Genomic DNA, 16,542 nt, shown 5'->3' with positions numbered 1-16,542 from the left:
CTCAGGCACTCCTTGCAAGGGGATGGGAAGCGGTCGCCCGGGCAATCTCCAGGGCGTCAGTCAGCGTCATTTTCCGCCGTGCGGCTTCGGCCCGCCTCAGCGGAAAATCGGTGCGGGCATGGGCTCCGCGTGATTCCGCCCGAAGGCTGGCGAAGACGGCAATCAACAGCGCAACGATCGCCGGATCGGAAGCCGGCCCCTCGGCTTCGACCAGCGGCAGCAGGCTTGCGACGGCGCCATGGATGGCGCCTGCATTGCGCAATACGCCGAGATGGCGCGAGACGATCGGTCGGACGGGGGAAGGATCGGCCGCCGCGGGCAGCGTTACTATGGATTCAGCTGTCGAGGGTTTTGCGGCTGGGGTCGCAAGAATGTCACGTGCCGCACGTATGCCCATGACGGCGGCCTCCAGCAGTGAATTGCTGGCGAGCCGATTTGCGCCGTGCAGGCCGGTTGAGGCCGCCTCGCCGGCAACCCACAGGCCTGCAATGGAGCTGCGGCCGGCAGCATCGGTCGCTACCCCGCCCATGTGATAATGGACGGCAGGGCGCACCGGGATCAGCTGACGCGACGCATCGAGACCGGCTTCCCGGCACAGAGCGTCGATGACCGGAAAACGCGTGGCGAAACGATCGCCAAGTGCTGCGCGCGCGTCGAGGAACACCCTGCCGCCACGCGCCAGTTCGGCGCTGATGGCGCGGGCCACCACATCGCGCGGTGCCAATTCAGCGCCCGGCACGCCGGCCATGAAACGGTCGCAGCTCTCATTGACGAGCACGGCACCCTCCCCGCGCACGGCTTCGCTCACCAGCGCCAGTGGCCGGCGACGGGAATCAAGCGCAGTCGGGTGGAACTGCACGAATTCCATGTCGGCAAGTTCGGCGCCGGCGCGCGCGGCAAGCATGATACCCTGCCCGAAATTGCCGGTCGGATTGGTCGTCGCCTCATAGAGGCCGCCGATGCCGCCGGTCGTCAGCACGATCCGCCGTGTCGGAAGGATGACGGCGCCATTCTCGCTCGCGCAGACGAGGCCGCTGACACCGCTCTCGTCCGTCAGGATGCGGCGGGCCTCCAGCCCTTCGAGCACGGTGATGGAGGGTGTCGCGGTAACGGCTGCGACCAGTGCACGGACGATCGCCGCACCCGAGCCGTCGCCGTCCGCATGCACGATGCGGCGGCGGCTATGGGCGGCCTCAAGCCCCAGCGAAAAGCTGCCATCCGGCGTCTTGTCGAAGCCGACCCCTGCTCGCTCCAGCGCGGCGATCGCTGCTGGCGCCTCGGCGACGATGCCGGCGGCGATGACGGGATCGCAAAGCCCGTCGCCGGCGGCGAGTGTATCGGCCAGATGCAGGTCGGCGGTGTCATCGGCGCCGAGACTGGCGGCAATGCCGCCCTGCGCCCAGGCGCTTGACGTTTCAGCGCCGAGGCCAGCCCGAGTAACGATGACAACGGGCTCAGGCGCAAGCGTCAGCGCCGTCATCAGGCCTGCAAGGCCGCTACCGACGATGACGGTGCGGCCGGTGAGTTGATCAGCAATCTCGCTCATATTGCCAGCATCCTCTCGACAGCGCGGCGGGCAGCGACAGCGACCGCGGGATCGACAGTCACTTCGTGGCGGTTTTCTTCCAGTGCCGCGCGGATATTGGAGAGCGTGATCCGCTTCATGTGCGGGCAGAGATTGCAGGGGCGGATGAATTCGACATCGGGATGATGTACGGCGACATTATCGCTCATCGAGCATTCGGTCAGCAGCACGACGCGGGCCGGCTTCTTCTGCCCGACATAATCGGACATGACGGCGGTGGAGCCGGCGAAGTCAGCCTCGGCAACGACATCCGGCGGGCATTCGGGATGGGCAAGCACCGTCACGCCGGGGTGGTTCTCCCGCAATTGGCGAACATCTTCGGCAGTGAAAAGCTCATGCACCTCACAATGGCCATGCCAGGCGATAATTTCGACATTGGTTTCCTTGGCGACATTCTGGGCAAGATACTCGTCCGGGATCATCAGCACCCGGGGAACGCCAAGGGATTCGACGACCTGTTTGGCATTGCCCGAGGTGCAGCAGATGTCCGAGGCCGCTTTGACGGCTGCAGACGTGTTGACATAGGTGATGATGGGCACGCCTGGATGAGCCTGGCGCAGCAGCGCGATATCCTCGGGCGTGATCGAATCTGCCAGCGAACAACCGGCCCCCATATCGGGGATCAGCACTGTCTTTTCCGGGTTCAGGAGCTTTGCCGTCTCGGCCATGAAATGCACGCCGGCCAGCACGATCACGTCGGCATCGACCTCGATGGCTTTTCGCGCCAGAGCCAGGCTGTCGCCGACGATATCGGCCACGCCATGGAAGATTTCCGGCGTCTGATAGTTATGCGCCAGGATGACGGCATTGCGCTTGCGCTTCAATTCCAGGATCGCATCGACATCGTCCTGGAACATCATCCATTCGGCTTTGGGAATGACGCGGCTGACGCGATCATAGAGGGAAGACGCGGATATAAGGTGGTTCATGGCCGGCTCCATCAATTATGCTCGATTTGAGCATATCCTGGGCACAGAGATATTCTCACTATGAGCATATGTCAATTGCGGGAGAGCGGTAATTTCGTTCCGGCGAGCGCGCGCTCTTCGAGAATGGTCTGGCGGAAGCGGAAAAGCTTGGCCGGCCGGCCGCCGGTTTCGCTCGTCGCCTCGCCGGTTTCCTCCACCAGTTCCTGCTGTTCGATCAGGCGGCGGAAGTTCTGCTTATGCAGCGTCAGGCCGGCCAGCGCTTCGACGGCCCGCTGCAATTGCAGAAGGGTGAAGCTTTCGGGCATAAGTTCGAAAACGACCGGGCGGTATTTGATCTTGGCGCGAAGCCTTGCAATGCCGGTCGCGAGAATCCGTCGGTGGTCGGCAAACATCGGTTGGCCGAGATTGTCGTTCTTGCTAGAGCCGGCTTCCGTGACGAGGCCCGCCTCATAGAGCAGTTCGTAACGCTGCAATGTCAGGTCTTCGTTCCAGCCGCCGCCGTCGAGCCCGAAAGTGAAATCGGCGCGGCGGTGGCGATATTCGCGCCTGGAGGGATCGGCGTCCGCCCACAGGCGCAGGCGTGCGATCAGTTCGTCCATGACCGCCGGTCGCCCGTCGCGATGGTCTTCCCAGGGGAAATATTCATACCAGCCGTGCCAGCCCGGCCGGCCGGCGCCCGTCTGTTCGTAAACGAGACCGAGATAGCTGATGGATATGGTGCGTCCGCCCTGGATGTCGTTGTTCCGGTCGCGGTCGGCAAATGTGTAGAGCTGCTCGAGAAAACCGACGGGATGGGCGGTCTGTTCCTGGATCCATTCGCGCAGGCCCGATTGCAGCGTGCGATGGCCCATTTCGAAAGGGCCGGACGGAAGTGCATCGCCACTCTGGATCGTCATGACACGCGGTTCATCGCCCGTCACCGCGACGAGAACCGCGATCAATTCCGCATGTGCAAAGCCTATCGTCACCAGAGCCTGAGAATCTGTTCGTGATCGCTCTATTCTCTGACATAGGCCGGCATCGATGCCAATGGCGGGTTCCTTTTCTCCCCAGCGACCGAGGGCCTTCTATCCCTCGGCTTCCAGCCGATGCAGGAAATTGCGCAATTCGGCTTCGTCGATACCGACAAGGTGACGCTTTTCCGGATAGGCTCCCGAGCGGATATCCTCGACAAATTCGCTGAAGGCCGCAATGCGCTCGCGCTGTAGCCGGTCATATTCGGCTGCGAAGTTGCGGTAGACCTTGGCGTGTCGCGGCGTGTGGTCTCTGGTCGTGCCGAGCACGTCGTCGGCGAAGAGATACTGCGCATCGCAGCCGCGCCCGGCGCCCATGGAGATCATCAGCATCGAGGTGCGGTTGGAAATCGCAGCCGCGACATCGCCGGGAACGACCTCGATCTCGGCCGCGAATGCGCCGGCATCCTGAAGCGCCTTCGTCTGGCGCCAGACGTCGAAGGCGCTAGCGGCCGACTTGCCGACAGCGCGAAAGCCGCCGGTCCAGGTCGCCTTCGAAGGGATCAGTCCGACATGGCCGCAGACGGGAATACCCTCGTCGCGCATGCGGCGGATCGTCTGCAGGCTTGCGGCGCAATAGACGGCGTCGCCGCCTGCCTTCAGCGCCTTGAAGGCCTCGCCTATATAGTCCTCGGCCGAGACATGGTCGCCATATTCGAGGCCGGGAATGGCAAAGGGTGTGGGGGCCGCCTCGCGAAAGACCGGTCCCAAGAGGGTTGGCGGCACGGAGATCATGTCAATGCCGGCTTTTTCCGCCGCTTCCGCCTCATCGAGCGAGGTGACGCGCAGCATCGTGAGCCGCCGTTTTTCCTTGAGCGCCAGGAGGTCGGCAACCGTGGCGCGATTATGTTTTTTCATCGCAATATCCTTTGGACCAGTATTCGTTGGGTCGGTATTCGGGGAAGCGATCAGGCGGCGAGAAGCGTCTTCAGCTTGACGTTGCTGGCCGTCAGCGCGGCCGGATCGGGATGGGCGCGTGCGGCAATCAGCATTTCCGCCAGACGGATGTCGCGGGCGACCGCATTGCCGGGTCCGATGCCGCTTGCTGCGATCAGCCGGCCCTCGGCATCGAGATGGAAAAGGATGAAGGCCCCCTCACCGAGATCGCGGCGCAGATGGGCGACTGCGCCATCGGCAAGCCCTGTTATCTGCAACGTCATCTCATACTGATCCGACCAGAACCACGGCACGGCGGAGACCGGCTCATCGGCGCCCAGCATGTTGGCAGCGGCAAGCGTGCCCTGTTCCTGCGCATTGCGCCAGGATTCCAACCGCACACGCCGGCCGCCATAGATTGTGAGTGGAAAGGAGCAGCAGTCGCCGGCAGCGAATATATCGGCGGCGGAGGTGCGCAGCCGATCATCGACGGCAATGCCGTTGTCGGTATGAAGTCCGGCCGCTTCGGCAAGCTCGGTATTCGGCCGGGCGCCGATGCCGACAAGCGCCATGTCGGCCTCGACCGTCTCTTCGTTGGAAAGCCGGATGACGGCCTTGCCCTCCCGCTCGGTCAGGGATTCGATGGAGACACCGCAGCGCAGATCGACGCCCTCTGCACGGTGGCGCTCGGCGACAAGATGGGCGACATCCTCGGGAACGCCGCGTTTCAGCACGCGCTCCAGCCCTTCGACGAGAACGACATCGGCGCCGAGCTGACGCGCCGTGGCCGCGACCTCCAGGCCGATGAAGCCGCCGCCGATGACGGCAAGCCGCTTGCCGGGCCTCAGCACGGCGCGCAGCGTCACCGCATCATGGTGCGTACGGAGCGACCGGATATGGTTGCTATCAGCAGGCGCATTGGGAAAGGCGCGAGCGCTGGCGCCCGTTGCAAGCAGCAGCCGGTCATAGTTGAGGCGATTGCCGTCTGACAGGGTAACGGTATGGACCGCGGCATCGAGGCCGGTTGCCGTCATACCGGTCAGCAGGCGGATATTGCCGGCCTCAAAGGTCTCCCGTGCTGCGATGAATTTGGGATCGACATTGCCGGCAAGGCCAGCCTTGGAGAGCGGCGGGCGCTCATAGGGAGCGTGCGGTTCGGAACCGACGAGCGTGATCTCACCGTCAAATCCCTTTTCCCGGAGCTCGAAGGCGGCGCGTGCCCCGCATTCCCCTGCCCCCAGGATGACAAAATGAGCCATGGCGCACCTCAGATCGCGATGAAGACGGCGCCGCCTTCGATCTTGACGGGATAGGTTTTCAGGTTGACGCAGACGGGGGCGCCCTTGGCCTCGCCCGTCTTGTAGTTGAAGCGGCCATTGTGCTTGGGACATTCGATGATCTCGTCCATGACGAGGCCGTCGGCGAGATGGATCTGCTCATGGGTACAGAGCCCATCAGTCGCAAAGAACTCATCGTCCGGGCTGCGATAGACCGCGAAGGTGCGCCCGCCATGGTCGAAGCGGATGACATCCTCCTCGTCGATCTCGTCCTTGCCGCAAACCTCGATCCAGTTTCCGTTCATCTCTTTTCCTCCCTCGATCTTGTTCTATTGAGCAGCCTACTGGGCTGCAGGCGCCAGCTCGGCGTGAAATTCCTCGCGATAGGGTCGCGCTGTCGCCGGCAGTTCCCGCTTCAGGAAATAATCTTCGTTGCGAAGCTGGCGCAGAAAGGCCGGGATCATCTCCCTATAGCCGGACCAGATCGACGGATTGGGCGCCGGCAGGTCGTGCTTGATCATCGCGTGCAGCTTCGGCAGCGCGTGGTAAGGCACCATCGGGAACATGTGATGCTCGACGTGGTAGTTCATGTTCCAGTAGATGAAGCGGCTGATCGGGTTCATGTAGACTGTACGGCTGTTCAGCCGGTGGTCGATGACGTTGTCTGCAAGCCCACCATGCTGCAGCAGGCCGGTCAGCACGTGATGCCAGGCGCCATAGAGGCGCGGCAGGCCGATCAGCATCAGGGGCAGGATCGAGCCCAGGTAAAACGCAAGCGCAATAGTGACGGCGTAGATCGCAAGCCAGATACGCGCACTGCGGATCGCCTTCGGCTGCTCCATCTGAGGAATGAAGGTCTTTTCCGCCGCACTGATGATGCCGGCCGAATTTCGGACCATGTCGATGACGGCATGCCAGGCATCGAGAATGCCGAAGAAATTCAGGATCAGCCGAAAGAGATCGGGCGGGCGCATGACGGCGATCTCAGGATCGCGGCCGACGATGACGGTGTCGGTATGGTGGCGGGCATGGCTCCAGCGCCAGGTCACCGGATTGCGCATGATCATGAAGCAGGCGATCTGGTAGACGACATCGTTCATCCAGCGCGTCTTGAAGGCGGTGCCGTGGCCGCATTCGTGCCAGCGGCTGTCGGAGGCCGAACCGTAGAGCACACCATAGGCGAGGAAAAAAGGCACGGCGATCCAGGAGCCCCAGAAGAAAATGCCGAGCGCGGCAAAGATCACCATACTGCCGAGCCAGAGCGCGGTGTCACGGATCGCCTGGTCGTCGGAGCGCTGCATCAGCGCCTTCATCTCCTTGCGGGCAATACCGGTATGATACCATTGCGCGGCCGCAAGACCGGTTTCGACCGCCGTCCTGCCGCTCTCTCCCAAAAGGCTGTAATCGCGCTTCGTTGCCTCGCCAGCCATGCCTTCCTCCTCATCAGCTCTTGGATCAGGAGAATAGGTTGACTTCGAAAGGCGCTCAATGCAGGCTTGATATATTCTATCAAAAGCCATCAAAGACGGCTTTCATTCATGATTGAAAACCATCAGGAATAGCTATGCGCCGCCCAACCATCTCCGATCTCGCTCAGGTCTCCGGCGTTAGCGTTGCGACCGTCGATCGCGTGCTGAACGGCCGCCATCGGGTGCGCGAGGAAACGGCGCGCCGCGTCTATGATGCCGCCCAGTCGATCGGCTACCATGCCGTCGGCCTGATCCGGCAGCGCGTCTTCGAGGATCTGCCGCAATATCGCCTGGCCTTCCTGTTGCAGAAGCCGACGCAGCCTTTCTATCAGGCCTTCGCACGCGAGATCGAAACGGCGGCCCGCAACGTCACGACTGCGCGGATCCAGACGCAAGTGGAATATCCCGCTGCGGCTACGCCCGCCGCCATCATCGAAAAGATCAAGCTGCTGGGTGCCCGAAGCCAGGCGGTCGCGCTTGTCGGGCCGGATTATCCGGCCGTGACGGCAGCCGTCGAGGAGTTAAAGGCGCGCGGCGTTCCGGTCTTCTCGCTGCTGTCCGATCTCGCGACAGGGGTGCGGGACGCCTATGTCGGCGTCAACAACCGCAAGGTTGGTCGCTCCGCCGCCTGGATGATTGCCAAAGCTGCCCGCCGGCCTGGCAAGGTCGCCTGCTTCGTCGGCAGTCACCGTTTTCATGGCCACGAGCTTCGCGAAATGGGCTTCCGCTCCTATTTCCGCGAGGAGGCGCCTGATTTCGAGGTGGTCGAAACGCTGATCAATCTGGAAACGCCTGAGATCACCCATGAGGCGACATTGACGCTCCTGCAGAAACATCCCGATCTCGTCGGCCTCTATGTCTGTGGCGGCGGCATGGAAGGGGCGATCTCGGCATTCCGGGAAGAGGAGATCGGCGGCCGCATTGTGCTTGTTGTCAACGAGCTGACCGCCGACAGCAAGGCAGGCCTTGCCGACGGCATCGTCACCATGGCGATTGGAACGCCGCTGCCGGCGCTCTGCAAGGAAGTTGTGGCGCTGATGACCGGCGCGCTGGAACAGGGCGAGATCGCCATCCCCGGCCAGTCCTTCCTGCCCTTCGAGATCTTTCTGCCTGAGAATATCTAGAGCAATTCCAGCACAAGTGCGTAGCGGTTTTGCGCCCGGAATTGCGAAACAGGCTGTTCTCGAATGATGGAATTCTATCATCGCTCCAGAAAATCTATCAGCGATGATAGGCTTTGATGCCGCGCAACAGATGGATTGGCGGATAAATTCCAGTAGAGATTCGATCAGACATTCACACTGCTTCTCACTCACGAGGGGCGAGGAGGAGATTTCGCATGGCATCCATTCGTTTCGCGCTGAACCATATGGCAGCACCTTCGCTTTCGATCGAGGATTTCTTTGCGCTTGCCGCCTCGCTCGGCATCGATGCGGTGGAAATCCGCAACGATCTCGCCGGCAATGCCATTCTCGATGGTACAAAGCCTGAGGTCATCAAGGAGGCGGCGGCCCGCCACGGCGTTGCGATCATCTCGATCAACGCGCTGCAGCGCTTCAACGAATGGAATGCGACGCGCGAGCGGGAAGCTCGCGAGCTGATCGATTATGCAAGGGCTGTCGGCTCGCAGGCGCTGGTGCTGGTTCCCAAGAATGACGGTACGGGCCGCGCCGATGGCGAGCGCCAGGCCAATCTGCGCCAGTCGTTGACGGCACTCCGCCCCATGCTCGATGCCGCCGGCATTGTCGGTCTGGTCGAGCCGCTCGGCTTCGAAATCTGCTCGCTGCGCTCCAAGGCGGAAGCGGCCGATGCGATCGAGACGCTCGGTGCGCAGCCGACCTTCCGGCTGGTGCATGACACGTTCCACCATCACCTTGCCGGCGAAACGCCCTTCTTCCCGCATCTGACGGGGCTCGTGCATATTTCCGGCGTCAGCGATGCCGCCGTTTCCGTTTCCGACATGCGCGATCCACACCGTATTCTCGTCGATGCAGATGACCGGCTTGGTAATGCCGCCCAGATCCACGCTTTGCTGGAGGCAAGCTACAAAGGCCCCTTCTCCTTTGAGCCCTTCGCGTCCGAAATCCATGCGCTGAAGGACCCCGGCGCCGCGTTGAAGGCGAGCATGGATTATATCGTCGCGAAGGTCTGAAAAGCCTATTCGCGTCCGCGGAAGCGGCGCTGATAGGCGGGGTCGTAGAGCGAGCTTTCGCGGAAATTCTCTGATCCGAGCGAGCGGCCGACAAAGATGATGGCCGTGCGCTCGATCGGCTCGGCTGCCACCTTCGCCTCGATATCGGCAAGCGTGCCGCGCAGGATACGCTCGTCTGGCCAGCTGGCTTTCACCACGATGGCGACAGGGCAATCGGCGCCATAGAGAGGCGTCAGTTCCGTGACGACCTCAGCCAGGGCATGGATGGCAAGGTGGATTGCCAGCGTTGCTCCCGTCCCGCCGAATTTTTCGAGCGTCTCCTCATTCGGCATCGGCGAGGCGCGGCCGGAGACACGCGTCAGAACGAGGCTCTGCGCCACGGCCGGGATCGTCAATTCGCGGCCGAGAGCCGAGGCCGCTGCCGCAAAGGCTGGAACGCCTGGCGTCATCGTATAGGCGATGCCGTGCTTCTCCAGCCGGCGGATCTGCTCTGCGACCGCGCTCCAGACAGAGAGATCGCCGGAATGCAGCCGCGCCACGTCCTGGCCGGCATTGGCGGCATCAAGAAATTCGGCCTCGATCTCGTCAAGCGACATCGGTGCGGTATCGACGATGCGCGCGCCCGGCGGGCAATATTGCAGGAGCTCGGGCGAGACGATGGAGCCGGCATAGAGGCAGACAGGGCATTTGCCGATCAGGTCGCGTCCGCGCACCGTGATGAGATCCGCTGCACCCGGTCCGGCACCGATGAAATGAACGACCATTCTTCTATTCCTTGATCCAGCGCCATTGCGTGACGGGCATGGCCGGGCGCCAGCCGCTCATGCCGCCGACGGGTGCGGCGCGGGCAATTTCGATTTTCGTCAGGAAGCCGCCACGTGCCGCATATTCGGCCAAGAGCATCGCTTCCATTTCCAATGTCACGGCATTGGCAACGAGCCGACCTCTCCGCTTCAGAGCTGCGATCGCGGCATCCATGACACCGGCCCCGCTGCCGCCGCCGCCGATGAAGATCGCATCCGGTGCGGGCAAGCTGGCGAGCGCAACAGGTGCCGTCCCCTCGATGAGGGCAAGCTGCGGCACGCCGAATGAGACGGCATTGCGGGCAATGCGGGCAGCCCGTTCCGGCGCCTGTTCGACGGCAATTGTTTTCAGAGACGGATCGGCCAGCATCCATTCGATACCGACGGATCCGGAACCGGCGCCGATATCCCACAGGAGTTCGCCATGGCGTGGCGACAGCGCCGACAGTGTAACGGCGCGGATCTCCCGCTTGGTGATCTGTCCGTCATGTTCGAAGAGATCGTCGTCGAGACCCGAAGTATAAGGCAGGATGCGTGCTCCTGGCGCTGCCACGATTTCGAGGGCACAGACATTCAGCGGGTCGATCGTGTCGAGATCGAAGCCCGATGCCGTCGTGCTACGGATGCGCTCGCGTCCGCCGCCAAGCGCTTCCAGGACCGTCAGGCGTGTTTCGGGGAAGCCGTTGGCGACAAGCAGGTCGGCGAGCGCCTGCGGCCCTTTCTCGTCAGAGGTCAGCGCCAGAATATGCCTGCCGGCATGCAGGTGCGGGCGGATGAGCTCGAGCGGGCGTCCATGCAGCGACACACAGGCCGTCTCTTGCAGCGGCCAGCCGAGACGCGCCGCAGCAAGGCTGAACGCGGAGGGTGCCGGGATGGTGTGCATTTCGTGTGCCGCGATGCGGCGCAACAGCGTCGCCCCGACGCCGTAGAGGAAGGGATCGCCTGATGCCAGCACGACGACGGGCGTGCCGCGCCGAGCCTCGATCGCCTCGACCGACTTTTCGAAGGGGCTCTGCCAGGCAAAGCGTTCGCCGGTGATCAGTGTATCGGCAAGTTCAAGATGGCGCCCACCGCCGAAGACGGCGGGTGCGGCAGCAATCAGGCGCTTTGCCTCCTCGCCAAGGCCGTCTGGACCATCTTCGCCGATGCCGATAAGAGTGAGCCAGCGCGGGCCGGAGGGGGAACTGTCAGACATGGAGAAGACCCGTATTCTGATCCTCGGCGGAACCAGCGAGGCGCGCAGGCTTGCCGAAGAACTTGCCACGCGGGAAGAGTTCGACATTCTCCTGTCGCTGGCGGGCCGCACGCAGGCTCCCGCCCAGCAACCGGTTCCCGTCCGTATCGGCGGCTTCGGTGGTACGGAGGGGCTTGTAAACTTCCTGACGGGAGGAGGCTATCACCTGCTGGTCGATGCCACCCATCCCTTCGCCGAACGCATTTCGGCCAATGCCGCGATTGCTTCTGAACGCACGGGTATCCGCGCGCTCGCCCTCGTTCGCCCTGAATGGGTGCCCGAACCGGGCGATCACTGGCATATCGCTGCGGATATCCCGGCGGCGATTGCGGCACTTGGCCCCGCCCCGCGCCGCGTCTTTCTGGCGACCGGCCGTCAGGGCGCCCATCACGCCGAGGTCGCCCCACAGCATTTCTATCTGGTGCGCAGCGTCGATCCCGTCGATCCGCCGCTTGCCCTTGTCGATGTCGACTACGTCCTCGACCGTGGCCCCTTCACGCTCGAGAGCGAAATCGACCTGATGCGGAAGCATCGTATCGATGCCGTCATCACCAAGAACAGCGGCGGCACGGCGGCCTATGCCAAGATCGAGGCCGCACGCCTGCTCGGTATCAAGGTTGTCGTGATCGCCCGCGCGCCCGCTGCCATCATGACGTCGGTCGAAACGGTGGAAGCGGCGCTCGAAGCGATCGATCATCTCGTCTCTCCGGCCATGAAGCGCGGCGTATAGATCAGATCCGGCTGTCCTTCACGGGCAATCACCCGGGTCTCGGGCGAACCGATGATGACGCAGGTCGCCATATCGGCAAGAGCGGCATCGGCTCTTTCAAGCGGCTGCACGGTAATGCACTCGTCGGGCCGTCCGGCCGCGCGGCCGAAGATGACAGGTGTGGTGCCTGGCAGATGTTGGCGCAGCAGTTCGAAAGCGGTGCCGAGCTGCCAAGGGCGAGCCTTGCTGATCGGATTATAGAGGGCAATGACGAAGCCCGCTTGCGCCGCAAGCGCCAGGCGGTTCTCAATGACGGTCCAGGGCTTCAGATTATCCGATAGCGACAGCGCGCAGAAATCATGCCCGAGCGGTGCGCCGGCACGGGCGGCAACCGCGAGCATGGCGGTGATGCCGGGCAGAACGGTGAGATCGACGCTGCGCCATTCCGCCGGCCCCTTGTCGATCGCTTCGCAGACGGCAGCGGCCATGGCAAAGACGCCGGGATCGCCGCCCGAGACGACGCAGACATTCGCACCCCTGGTGGCGAGCGTCAGAGCAGCCCCTGCCCGGTCCAGTTCCTCGCGATTGTCGGAAGCGTGACGGGTCTGATCGGCGCGCAATGTCAGGCGGTCGAGATAGGGACCGTAGCCGAAGAAATCAGTGGCCGTTTCAACGGCGGTCAGCGCTTGCGGCGTCATCTGCTCCGGATTGCCGGGACCGGTGCCGATCACGAATAGCCGCCCGATCATCGGCGGGCCTCCCAGCCGGGCACCAGCACCAGCGAGAAATACGGCGCATCGCCCTCGCCCCGTTCGGCGAGCTTGACCATTGCGGCATTTGCCATGGTGCCGCGTTCGACATAAAGCGCGTCGCCAAGACGCCCGGCCGCCTTCAGTGCGCGGCGGATCTTCGGCAGGTTGCGGCCGACCTTCATGATGACGGCGGCTTCTGTATCGGCAAGACGCCGGGTGAGCTCCTGCTCGCCCATCGTGCCCGGCAGGACGGAAAGCACGTCGTCGCCCTGGACGATCGGCATGCCCGCGAGCGACCAGCAGCCGGACATGGCGCTGATGCCGGGAATGACTTCGGTCGGGTAGCGCTGCGACAGCCGCACATGCAGATGCATGTAAGAGCCGTAGAAGAGCGGATCGCCTTCACTGAGGACAGCCACCGTGCGGCCTGCCTCGAGATGAAGGGCAACGGCATCGGCGGATGTATTGTAGAAATCGGTGATGCGGCTCTGGTAGAGCGGGTCGTCTTTGTCGAGCTCGGTCGTGACAGGATAATAAAGCGGCAGAAGCTCAATGCCGGGCTTAAAGAGATGCTCGACGATCGCCTTGCCATTGCCGCTTCTGCCCTGCTTAGCGAAATAGGCAATCACGTCGGCACCCTCGATGGCGCGCACGGCCTTGACGGTCAGGAGCTCTGGATCGCCGGGTCCGGTGCCGACACCGATCAGACGGCCGCTCATAGGCCGGGCCTCGAAAGCGCATTGATGGCGGCTGCCGTCATGGCGCTGCCGCCGAGCCGGCCGCGCACGATGGCATAGGGAACGCCATAGGAATTTTCCGCAAGCGCATCCTTGGATTCGGCAGCCCCGACAAAGCCGACCGGCATGCCGATGATCGCCGCCGGCTTCGGCGCGCCGTCGCGCAGAAGTTCGAGAAGATGGAAGAGGGCCGTGGGTGCGTTGCCGATGGCAACCACGCTGCCGGCGAGCCGGTCGAGCCAGAGATGGATGGCGGCGGCCGAGCGGGTATTGCCGGTCCGATGAGCAAGCTCGTGGGTGCGCGGATCGTGCAGGGTGCAGATCACCTCGTTCTGAGCCGGCAGGCGAGCCCGCGTCACGCCATGCGACACCATCTCCGCATCGCAGAAGATCGGGGCGCCATCCTGCAGGGCGATGCGCGCGGCATGGACGAAATCGGGTGAAAAGACGAAGTTCTGTGCGGCTTCGACCAACCCGCAGGCATGGATCATGCGGACAGCAATATCGGCTTCCTCGGGCGAAAAATGCGAGAGATCGGCTTCGCTGCGAATGATTGCGAAGGAGCGCTCGTAGATTGCGTCTCCGCTGCGGATATAATCGTAGTCTGGCATTGCTATTCCTGTTGCAGCGCCTCGGCGAGGCCGTTGGGCCCAAGCCTTTTCAGGCAATCGGCACTCGACTCGCCGGCGCCTCTTTTGTCGTTGATCAGCCGGGCGAGCCTCTCTATAGCGAAATCGATCCGTTCGCCAGCAATCCTTGCAGCCGGTCTGTCTGCCGCGAGCCCGTTGACGATGAAGTCGTAACCCTCGGCCGAACCGACAATCGCGAGATCTGCGCGCCGATGCGCGCAACCTTTCGCACAGCCGGAGAGATGAAGCTTCAGCGAGCCGTCGAAGAGCGTGGGAATTTGGTCGATCAACTGGTTTGCGAGAGCCCTGGTATCGTAGAAGGCCGAAGCACACGCCCCTGCCCCGGCGCAGGCAGCGATGTGCTCGGCCGGCTCGTTCGCCGTGACGCTGAAGCCATGATCGATGGCCGCTTCTTGAATTGCCGGCATTGCCGTCTCGGTCAGACCAATCACGAAGAAGCCACGATCCGGAGCCAGCCGGATTTCCCTTGCGCCAGCGCTTTCGGCTGACGTGAGAAAGGAAAGCAGATCAGTGGCCCTTGCCTGACCGAACTTCAGGCGCACTCCGAGCACCGTGCTGCCATTCCCCAGCCTCGTGACACCGACGAAGGACGATTTTCTTGGCGCTGGCCGGGTAGATCGGATGCTATCGATCTGCGGATAATGGGCGCGCAGTATTGCTGCGTCGATGTCGCGGGCGCGTGTCCGGCTGCCGCGCGCAATCAGCATCTGGAGCAGATCGCCGACCGCATTGACGGCGGCATCTGCTCCGCCGAGGGCGAGTGGGGTCGCGCCCGCATCATCGCCGGCGATTGAGACCAGCCATTGCCCGGCGGGCTGTGCTGCGATGCGGATATCGGCAATGAGCGCGGAAAGTGAAAACTCACCACCGCCATCGATCAGGATGGAGAGTTTCGGAGCAAGGTGCGGAGAGCTGAGAAGGTCGCCAAGCTTGCTGCGCAGTCCCGCTTCCATGTCTGCCGCATCGGCGATCTCGTCGGCATCGACGCCGTGCAGCGGTGACATTTCAATCGCCACGCCCTCAGGCACAATGATGCCGCTAGCATCGATCTCGGCTGCCAGCGGCCCGACGGAGCCGGTTTGAAGACCCCGGATCTGCAAATTGCCGCGGGCGGTGATTTCAAGAATACCGTTTCCATGTCGCGCCGCTGCCGAGGCCAACTGCCGGAACTGGGAGATCGTGAGTGCGCCGCCCGCTGGCCGCAGGCGAACGAGCAGGCCATCGCCGGTTTGCATGGGGGCTGCGAGCGCCGGGCAGGCGCCACGCTGCATGCCCGTTATATCAGGGGTTTCTGCTTCCAAGATCTTGCCGGCAGCGCTGTGCATTCATCCATCCTTTGGCCCATGTCTTACATGATCGCGCCGGATGCAGCAAAGCGAGATCGGGTGGGATATGGGGATGGCTACTCTTCGAAGTCCCGTCCCTTGCGCAGGAGATAGATATCCATGATCCAGCCATGCCGCTCGCGCTCTTCGGCCCGGAGCCGGAGGATGTCGTCGGCTATATCGCTAAGCCGGCCCGAGCGGATCACCTCGTTCTCCGTGCCGAGATAGGCGCCCCAGTAGATTTCCGCATCGGGATCGTCGATCTTCGAGAAGGCCTGTTCGCCATCGAGCATGACGACGGTGCTCTCACGCGTCAGCCCCGTTTCGCTCAGCCGCCGGCCGGTGGTGATCTCGACCGGCTTGCCGACGAGATTGACAGGGATGCGATGGCTTGCCGCCAGCGCCTGGATGCTGGTGATGCCGGGAATGACACGATAGTCGAAGGAACAGGAACCGGTGTTACGCACCCGTTCGATAATGCGGATCGTGCTATCATAGAGGCTCGGATCGCCCCAGACGAGGAAAGCGCCGGCACCGGTATCCGGCAGGTCGCCGATCAGTCCTTCATAGATATGGGCGATAGCAGCATGCCACTCGTCTACGCTCTGGACGTAACTCCGGTCCTGGGTCGCGCGCTTTGGGATCTCGAATTCAACGATGCGCACAGTTTCGCGGGTCAAATATCGCTCGCAGATTTCCCTGCGAACCTCGGCAAGATCCGCCTTCGCGGCACCCTTGGTCGGGATGAACACGACGTCCGCCGTGTTCATGGCGTTGATCGCCTGGATGGTCAGATGTTCGGGATTGCCCGTTCCAATACCGATGATGTGGATATGCCGCACGCTTTCTGCCTCGCGATTTCCAGCGGTTTGTGCCGCCAAAGCAGGTCTTTGGCAAGGGTGGAGGCAAAAGTTGGCCGCGGCCAACCTTCTATCTGTGTGGTTAGCGATCCGTTTATTGTCGCCACCTCCCGAATCATGTCATCTTCGATACGCTTTTTGACGCTATGTTGATGGAAAAGCGCTTTAAGA

General features: G+C 62.8%; 17 protein-coding genes. 3 read left to right on the top strand and 14 right to left on the bottom strand.

Going from position 1 to position 16,542, the window contains the following annotated elements; translation table 11 throughout:
- Position 1 precedes the first annotated feature (1 nt).
- The 7 genes from ACR9ZQ_RS39035 to ACR9ZQ_RS39005 form a co-directional block, all read right to left on the bottom strand.
- Positions 2-1,546, bottom strand: coding sequence for an L-aspartate oxidase (locus ACR9ZQ_RS39035; protein WP_481430577.1), 1,545 nt, complete (start codon positions 1,544-1,546; stop codon positions 2-4).
- Positions 1,543-2,514, bottom strand: a complete 972-nt coding sequence (gene nadA / locus ACR9ZQ_RS39030; RefSeq protein ID WP_481430576.1) for a quinolinate synthase NadA — start codon at positions 2,512-2,514, stop codon at positions 1,543-1,545. Before nadA ends, ACR9ZQ_RS39035 begins: the two co-directional genes overlap by 4 nt.
- Positions 2,515-2,585: 71 nt before the next feature.
- The gene (locus ACR9ZQ_RS39025) at positions 2,586-3,482 is read right to left on the bottom strand and encodes an NUDIX hydrolase (RefSeq protein ID WP_481430575.1); all 897 of its coding nucleotides are present in this window, start codon (positions 3,480-3,482) and stop codon (positions 2,586-2,588) included.
- A 99-nt stretch (positions 3,483-3,581) separates the two neighbouring features.
- Positions 3,582-4,385 (bottom strand): 3-methyl-2-oxobutanoate hydroxymethyltransferase, encoded by an 804-nt coding sequence (locus ACR9ZQ_RS39020; RefSeq protein ID WP_481430574.1) that lies wholly within the window; start codon positions 4,383-4,385, stop codon positions 3,582-3,584.
- A gap of 50 nt (positions 4,386-4,435) precedes the next feature.
- A complete protein-coding gene (locus ACR9ZQ_RS39015; protein WP_481430573.1) occupies positions 4,436-5,662 on the bottom strand; it encodes an NAD(P)/FAD-dependent oxidoreductase in 1,227 nt (408 codons plus the stop codon).
- A gap of 8 nt (positions 5,663-5,670) precedes the next feature.
- On the bottom strand, positions 5,671-5,985 hold the full coding sequence (locus tag ACR9ZQ_RS39010) for a MocE family 2Fe-2S type ferredoxin (RefSeq protein ID WP_113320291.1): 315 nt from the start codon (positions 5,983-5,985) through the stop codon (positions 5,671-5,673).
- 36 nt (positions 5,986-6,021) lie between these two features.
- The gene (locus ACR9ZQ_RS39005) at positions 6,022-7,110 is read right to left on the bottom strand and encodes a fatty acid desaturase family protein (RefSeq protein WP_481430572.1); all 1,089 of its coding nucleotides are present in this window, start codon (positions 7,108-7,110) and stop codon (positions 6,022-6,024) included.
- A 134-nt stretch (positions 7,111-7,244) separates the two neighbouring features.
- Here ACR9ZQ_RS39005 and ACR9ZQ_RS39000 point away from each other — a divergent pair, with 134 nt between their 5' ends.
- Both ACR9ZQ_RS39000 and ACR9ZQ_RS38995 read left to right on the top strand, forming a co-directional pair.
- On the top strand, positions 7,245-8,273 hold the full coding sequence (locus tag ACR9ZQ_RS39000) for a LacI family DNA-binding transcriptional regulator (protein WP_310380182.1): 1,029 nt from the start codon (positions 7,245-7,247) through the stop codon (positions 8,271-8,273).
- Between the two features lie 215 nt (positions 8,274-8,488).
- On the top strand, positions 8,489-9,301 hold the full coding sequence (locus ACR9ZQ_RS38995; RefSeq protein ID WP_481430571.1) for a TIM barrel protein: 813 nt from the start codon (positions 8,489-8,491) through the stop codon (positions 9,299-9,301).
- Positions 9,302-9,306: 5 nt separating this feature from the next.
- Here ACR9ZQ_RS38995 and cobM read toward each other — a convergent pair whose 3' ends face one another.
- Both cobM and cbiE read right to left on the bottom strand, forming a co-directional pair.
- Positions 9,307-10,065, bottom strand: a complete 759-nt coding sequence (gene cobM, locus ACR9ZQ_RS38990) for a precorrin-4 C(11)-methyltransferase (protein WP_481430570.1) — start codon at positions 10,063-10,065, stop codon at positions 9,307-9,309.
- Between the two features lie 4 nt (positions 10,066-10,069).
- Positions 10,070-11,299 carry a precorrin-6y C5,15-methyltransferase (decarboxylating) subunit CbiE gene (gene cbiE, locus ACR9ZQ_RS38985; RefSeq protein WP_481430569.1) on the bottom strand — a complete coding sequence of 410 codons (1,230 nt, stop codon included), beginning with the start codon at positions 11,297-11,299 and terminating at the stop codon, positions 10,070-10,072.
- Between cbiE and ACR9ZQ_RS38980 the strand changes: the two genes are divergently transcribed.
- Entirely contained in the window at positions 11,298-12,068 is a 771-nt protein-coding gene (locus tag ACR9ZQ_RS38980) for a cobalt-precorrin-6A reductase (RefSeq protein ID WP_481430568.1), read from the top strand. The two genes, cbiE and ACR9ZQ_RS38980, sit on opposite strands and share 2 nt — an antisense overlap.
- Here the strand turns inward: ACR9ZQ_RS38980 and ACR9ZQ_RS38975 are convergent.
- The 5 genes from ACR9ZQ_RS38975 to cobF all read right to left on the bottom strand — a co-directional run bounded on the left by ACR9ZQ_RS38975 (position 12,032) and on the right by cobF (position 16,353).
- Entirely contained in the window at positions 12,032-12,796 is a 765-nt protein-coding gene (locus tag ACR9ZQ_RS38975; RefSeq protein WP_481430567.1) for a precorrin-3B C(17)-methyltransferase, read from the bottom strand. The two genes, ACR9ZQ_RS38980 and ACR9ZQ_RS38975, sit on opposite strands and share 37 nt — an antisense overlap.
- Entirely contained in the window at positions 12,793-13,518 is a 726-nt protein-coding gene (locus tag ACR9ZQ_RS38970; RefSeq protein ID WP_481430566.1) for a precorrin-2 C(20)-methyltransferase, read from the bottom strand. Before ACR9ZQ_RS38970 ends, ACR9ZQ_RS38975 begins: the two co-directional genes overlap by 4 nt.
- Positions 13,515-14,147: a precorrin-8X methylmutase gene (locus tag ACR9ZQ_RS38965; RefSeq protein ID WP_481430565.1), complete on the bottom strand. Its 633-nt coding sequence runs from the start codon at positions 14,145-14,147 to the stop codon at positions 13,515-13,517. The genes ACR9ZQ_RS38970 and ACR9ZQ_RS38965 overlap by 4 nt, the downstream gene beginning before the upstream one ends.
- Positions 14,148-14,149: 2 nt before the next feature.
- Positions 14,150-15,511 carry a precorrin-3B synthase gene (cobG, locus tag ACR9ZQ_RS38960; RefSeq protein WP_481430564.1) on the bottom strand — a complete coding sequence of 454 codons (1,362 nt, stop codon included), beginning with the start codon at positions 15,509-15,511 and terminating at the stop codon, positions 14,150-14,152.
- A gap of 77 nt (positions 15,512-15,588) precedes the next feature.
- Positions 15,589-16,353 (bottom strand): precorrin-6A synthase (deacetylating), encoded by a 765-nt coding sequence (gene cobF / locus ACR9ZQ_RS38955; protein WP_481430563.1) that lies wholly within the window; start codon positions 16,351-16,353, stop codon positions 15,589-15,591.
- Positions 16,354-16,542: the final 189 nt, after the last annotated feature.

The organism is Rhizobium sp. KNZ14-9A, assembly GCF_056755015.1.
Note: the sequence above shows the minus strand (reverse complement) of the source record. Positions and strands in the feature narration are given on the sequence as shown.

Bases quoted from the DNA above. Each gene is read 5' to 3' on its own strand.
- ACR9ZQ_RS39035 (WP_481430577.1), bottom strand. From the start codon at position 1,546: ATGAGCGAGATTGCTGATCAACTCACCGGCCGCACCGTCATCGTCGGT.
- nadA (WP_481430576.1), bottom strand. From the start codon at position 2,514: ATGAACCACCTTATATCCGCGTCTTCCCTCTATGATCGCGTCAGCCGC.
- ACR9ZQ_RS39020 (WP_481430574.1), bottom strand. From the start codon at position 4,385: ATGAAAAAACATAATCGCGCCACGGTTGCCGACCTCCTGGCGCTCAAG.
- ACR9ZQ_RS39015 (WP_481430573.1), bottom strand. From the start codon at position 5,662: ATGGCTCATTTTGTCATCCTGGGGGCAGGGGAATGCGGGGCACGCGCC.
- ACR9ZQ_RS39010 (WP_113320291.1), bottom strand. From the start codon at position 5,985: ATGAACGGAAACTGGATCGAGGTTTGCGGCAAGGACGAGATCGACGAG.
- ACR9ZQ_RS39005 (WP_481430572.1), bottom strand. From the start codon at position 7,110: ATGGCTGGCGAGGCAACGAAGCGCGATTACAGCCTTTTGGGAGAGAGC.
- ACR9ZQ_RS39000 (WP_310380182.1), top strand. From the start codon at position 7,245: ATGCGCCGCCCAACCATCTCCGATCTCGCTCAGGTCTCCGGCGTTAGC.
- ACR9ZQ_RS38995 (WP_481430571.1), top strand. From the start codon at position 8,489: ATGGCATCCATTCGTTTCGCGCTGAACCATATGGCAGCACCTTCGCTT.
- cobM (WP_481430570.1), bottom strand. From the start codon at position 10,065: ATGGTCGTTCATTTCATCGGTGCCGGACCGGGTGCAGCGGATCTCATC.
- ACR9ZQ_RS38980 (WP_481430568.1), top strand. From the start codon at position 11,298: ATGGAGAAGACCCGTATTCTGATCCTCGGCGGAACCAGCGAGGCGCGC.
- cbiE (WP_481430569.1), bottom strand. From the start codon at position 11,299: ATGTCTGACAGTTCCCCCTCCGGCCCGCGCTGGCTCACTCTTATCGGC.
- ACR9ZQ_RS38975 (WP_481430567.1), bottom strand. From the start codon at position 12,796: ATGATCGGGCGGCTATTCGTGATCGGCACCGGTCCCGGCAATCCGGAG.
- ACR9ZQ_RS38970 (WP_481430566.1), bottom strand. From the start codon at position 13,518: ATGAGCGGCCGTCTGATCGGTGTCGGCACCGGACCCGGCGATCCAGAG.
- ACR9ZQ_RS38965 (WP_481430565.1), bottom strand. From the start codon at position 14,147: ATGCCAGACTACGATTATATCCGCAGCGGAGACGCAATCTACGAGCGC.
- cobG (WP_481430564.1), bottom strand. From the start codon at position 15,511: ATGCACAGCGCTGCCGGCAAGATCTTGGAAGCAGAAACCCCTGATATA.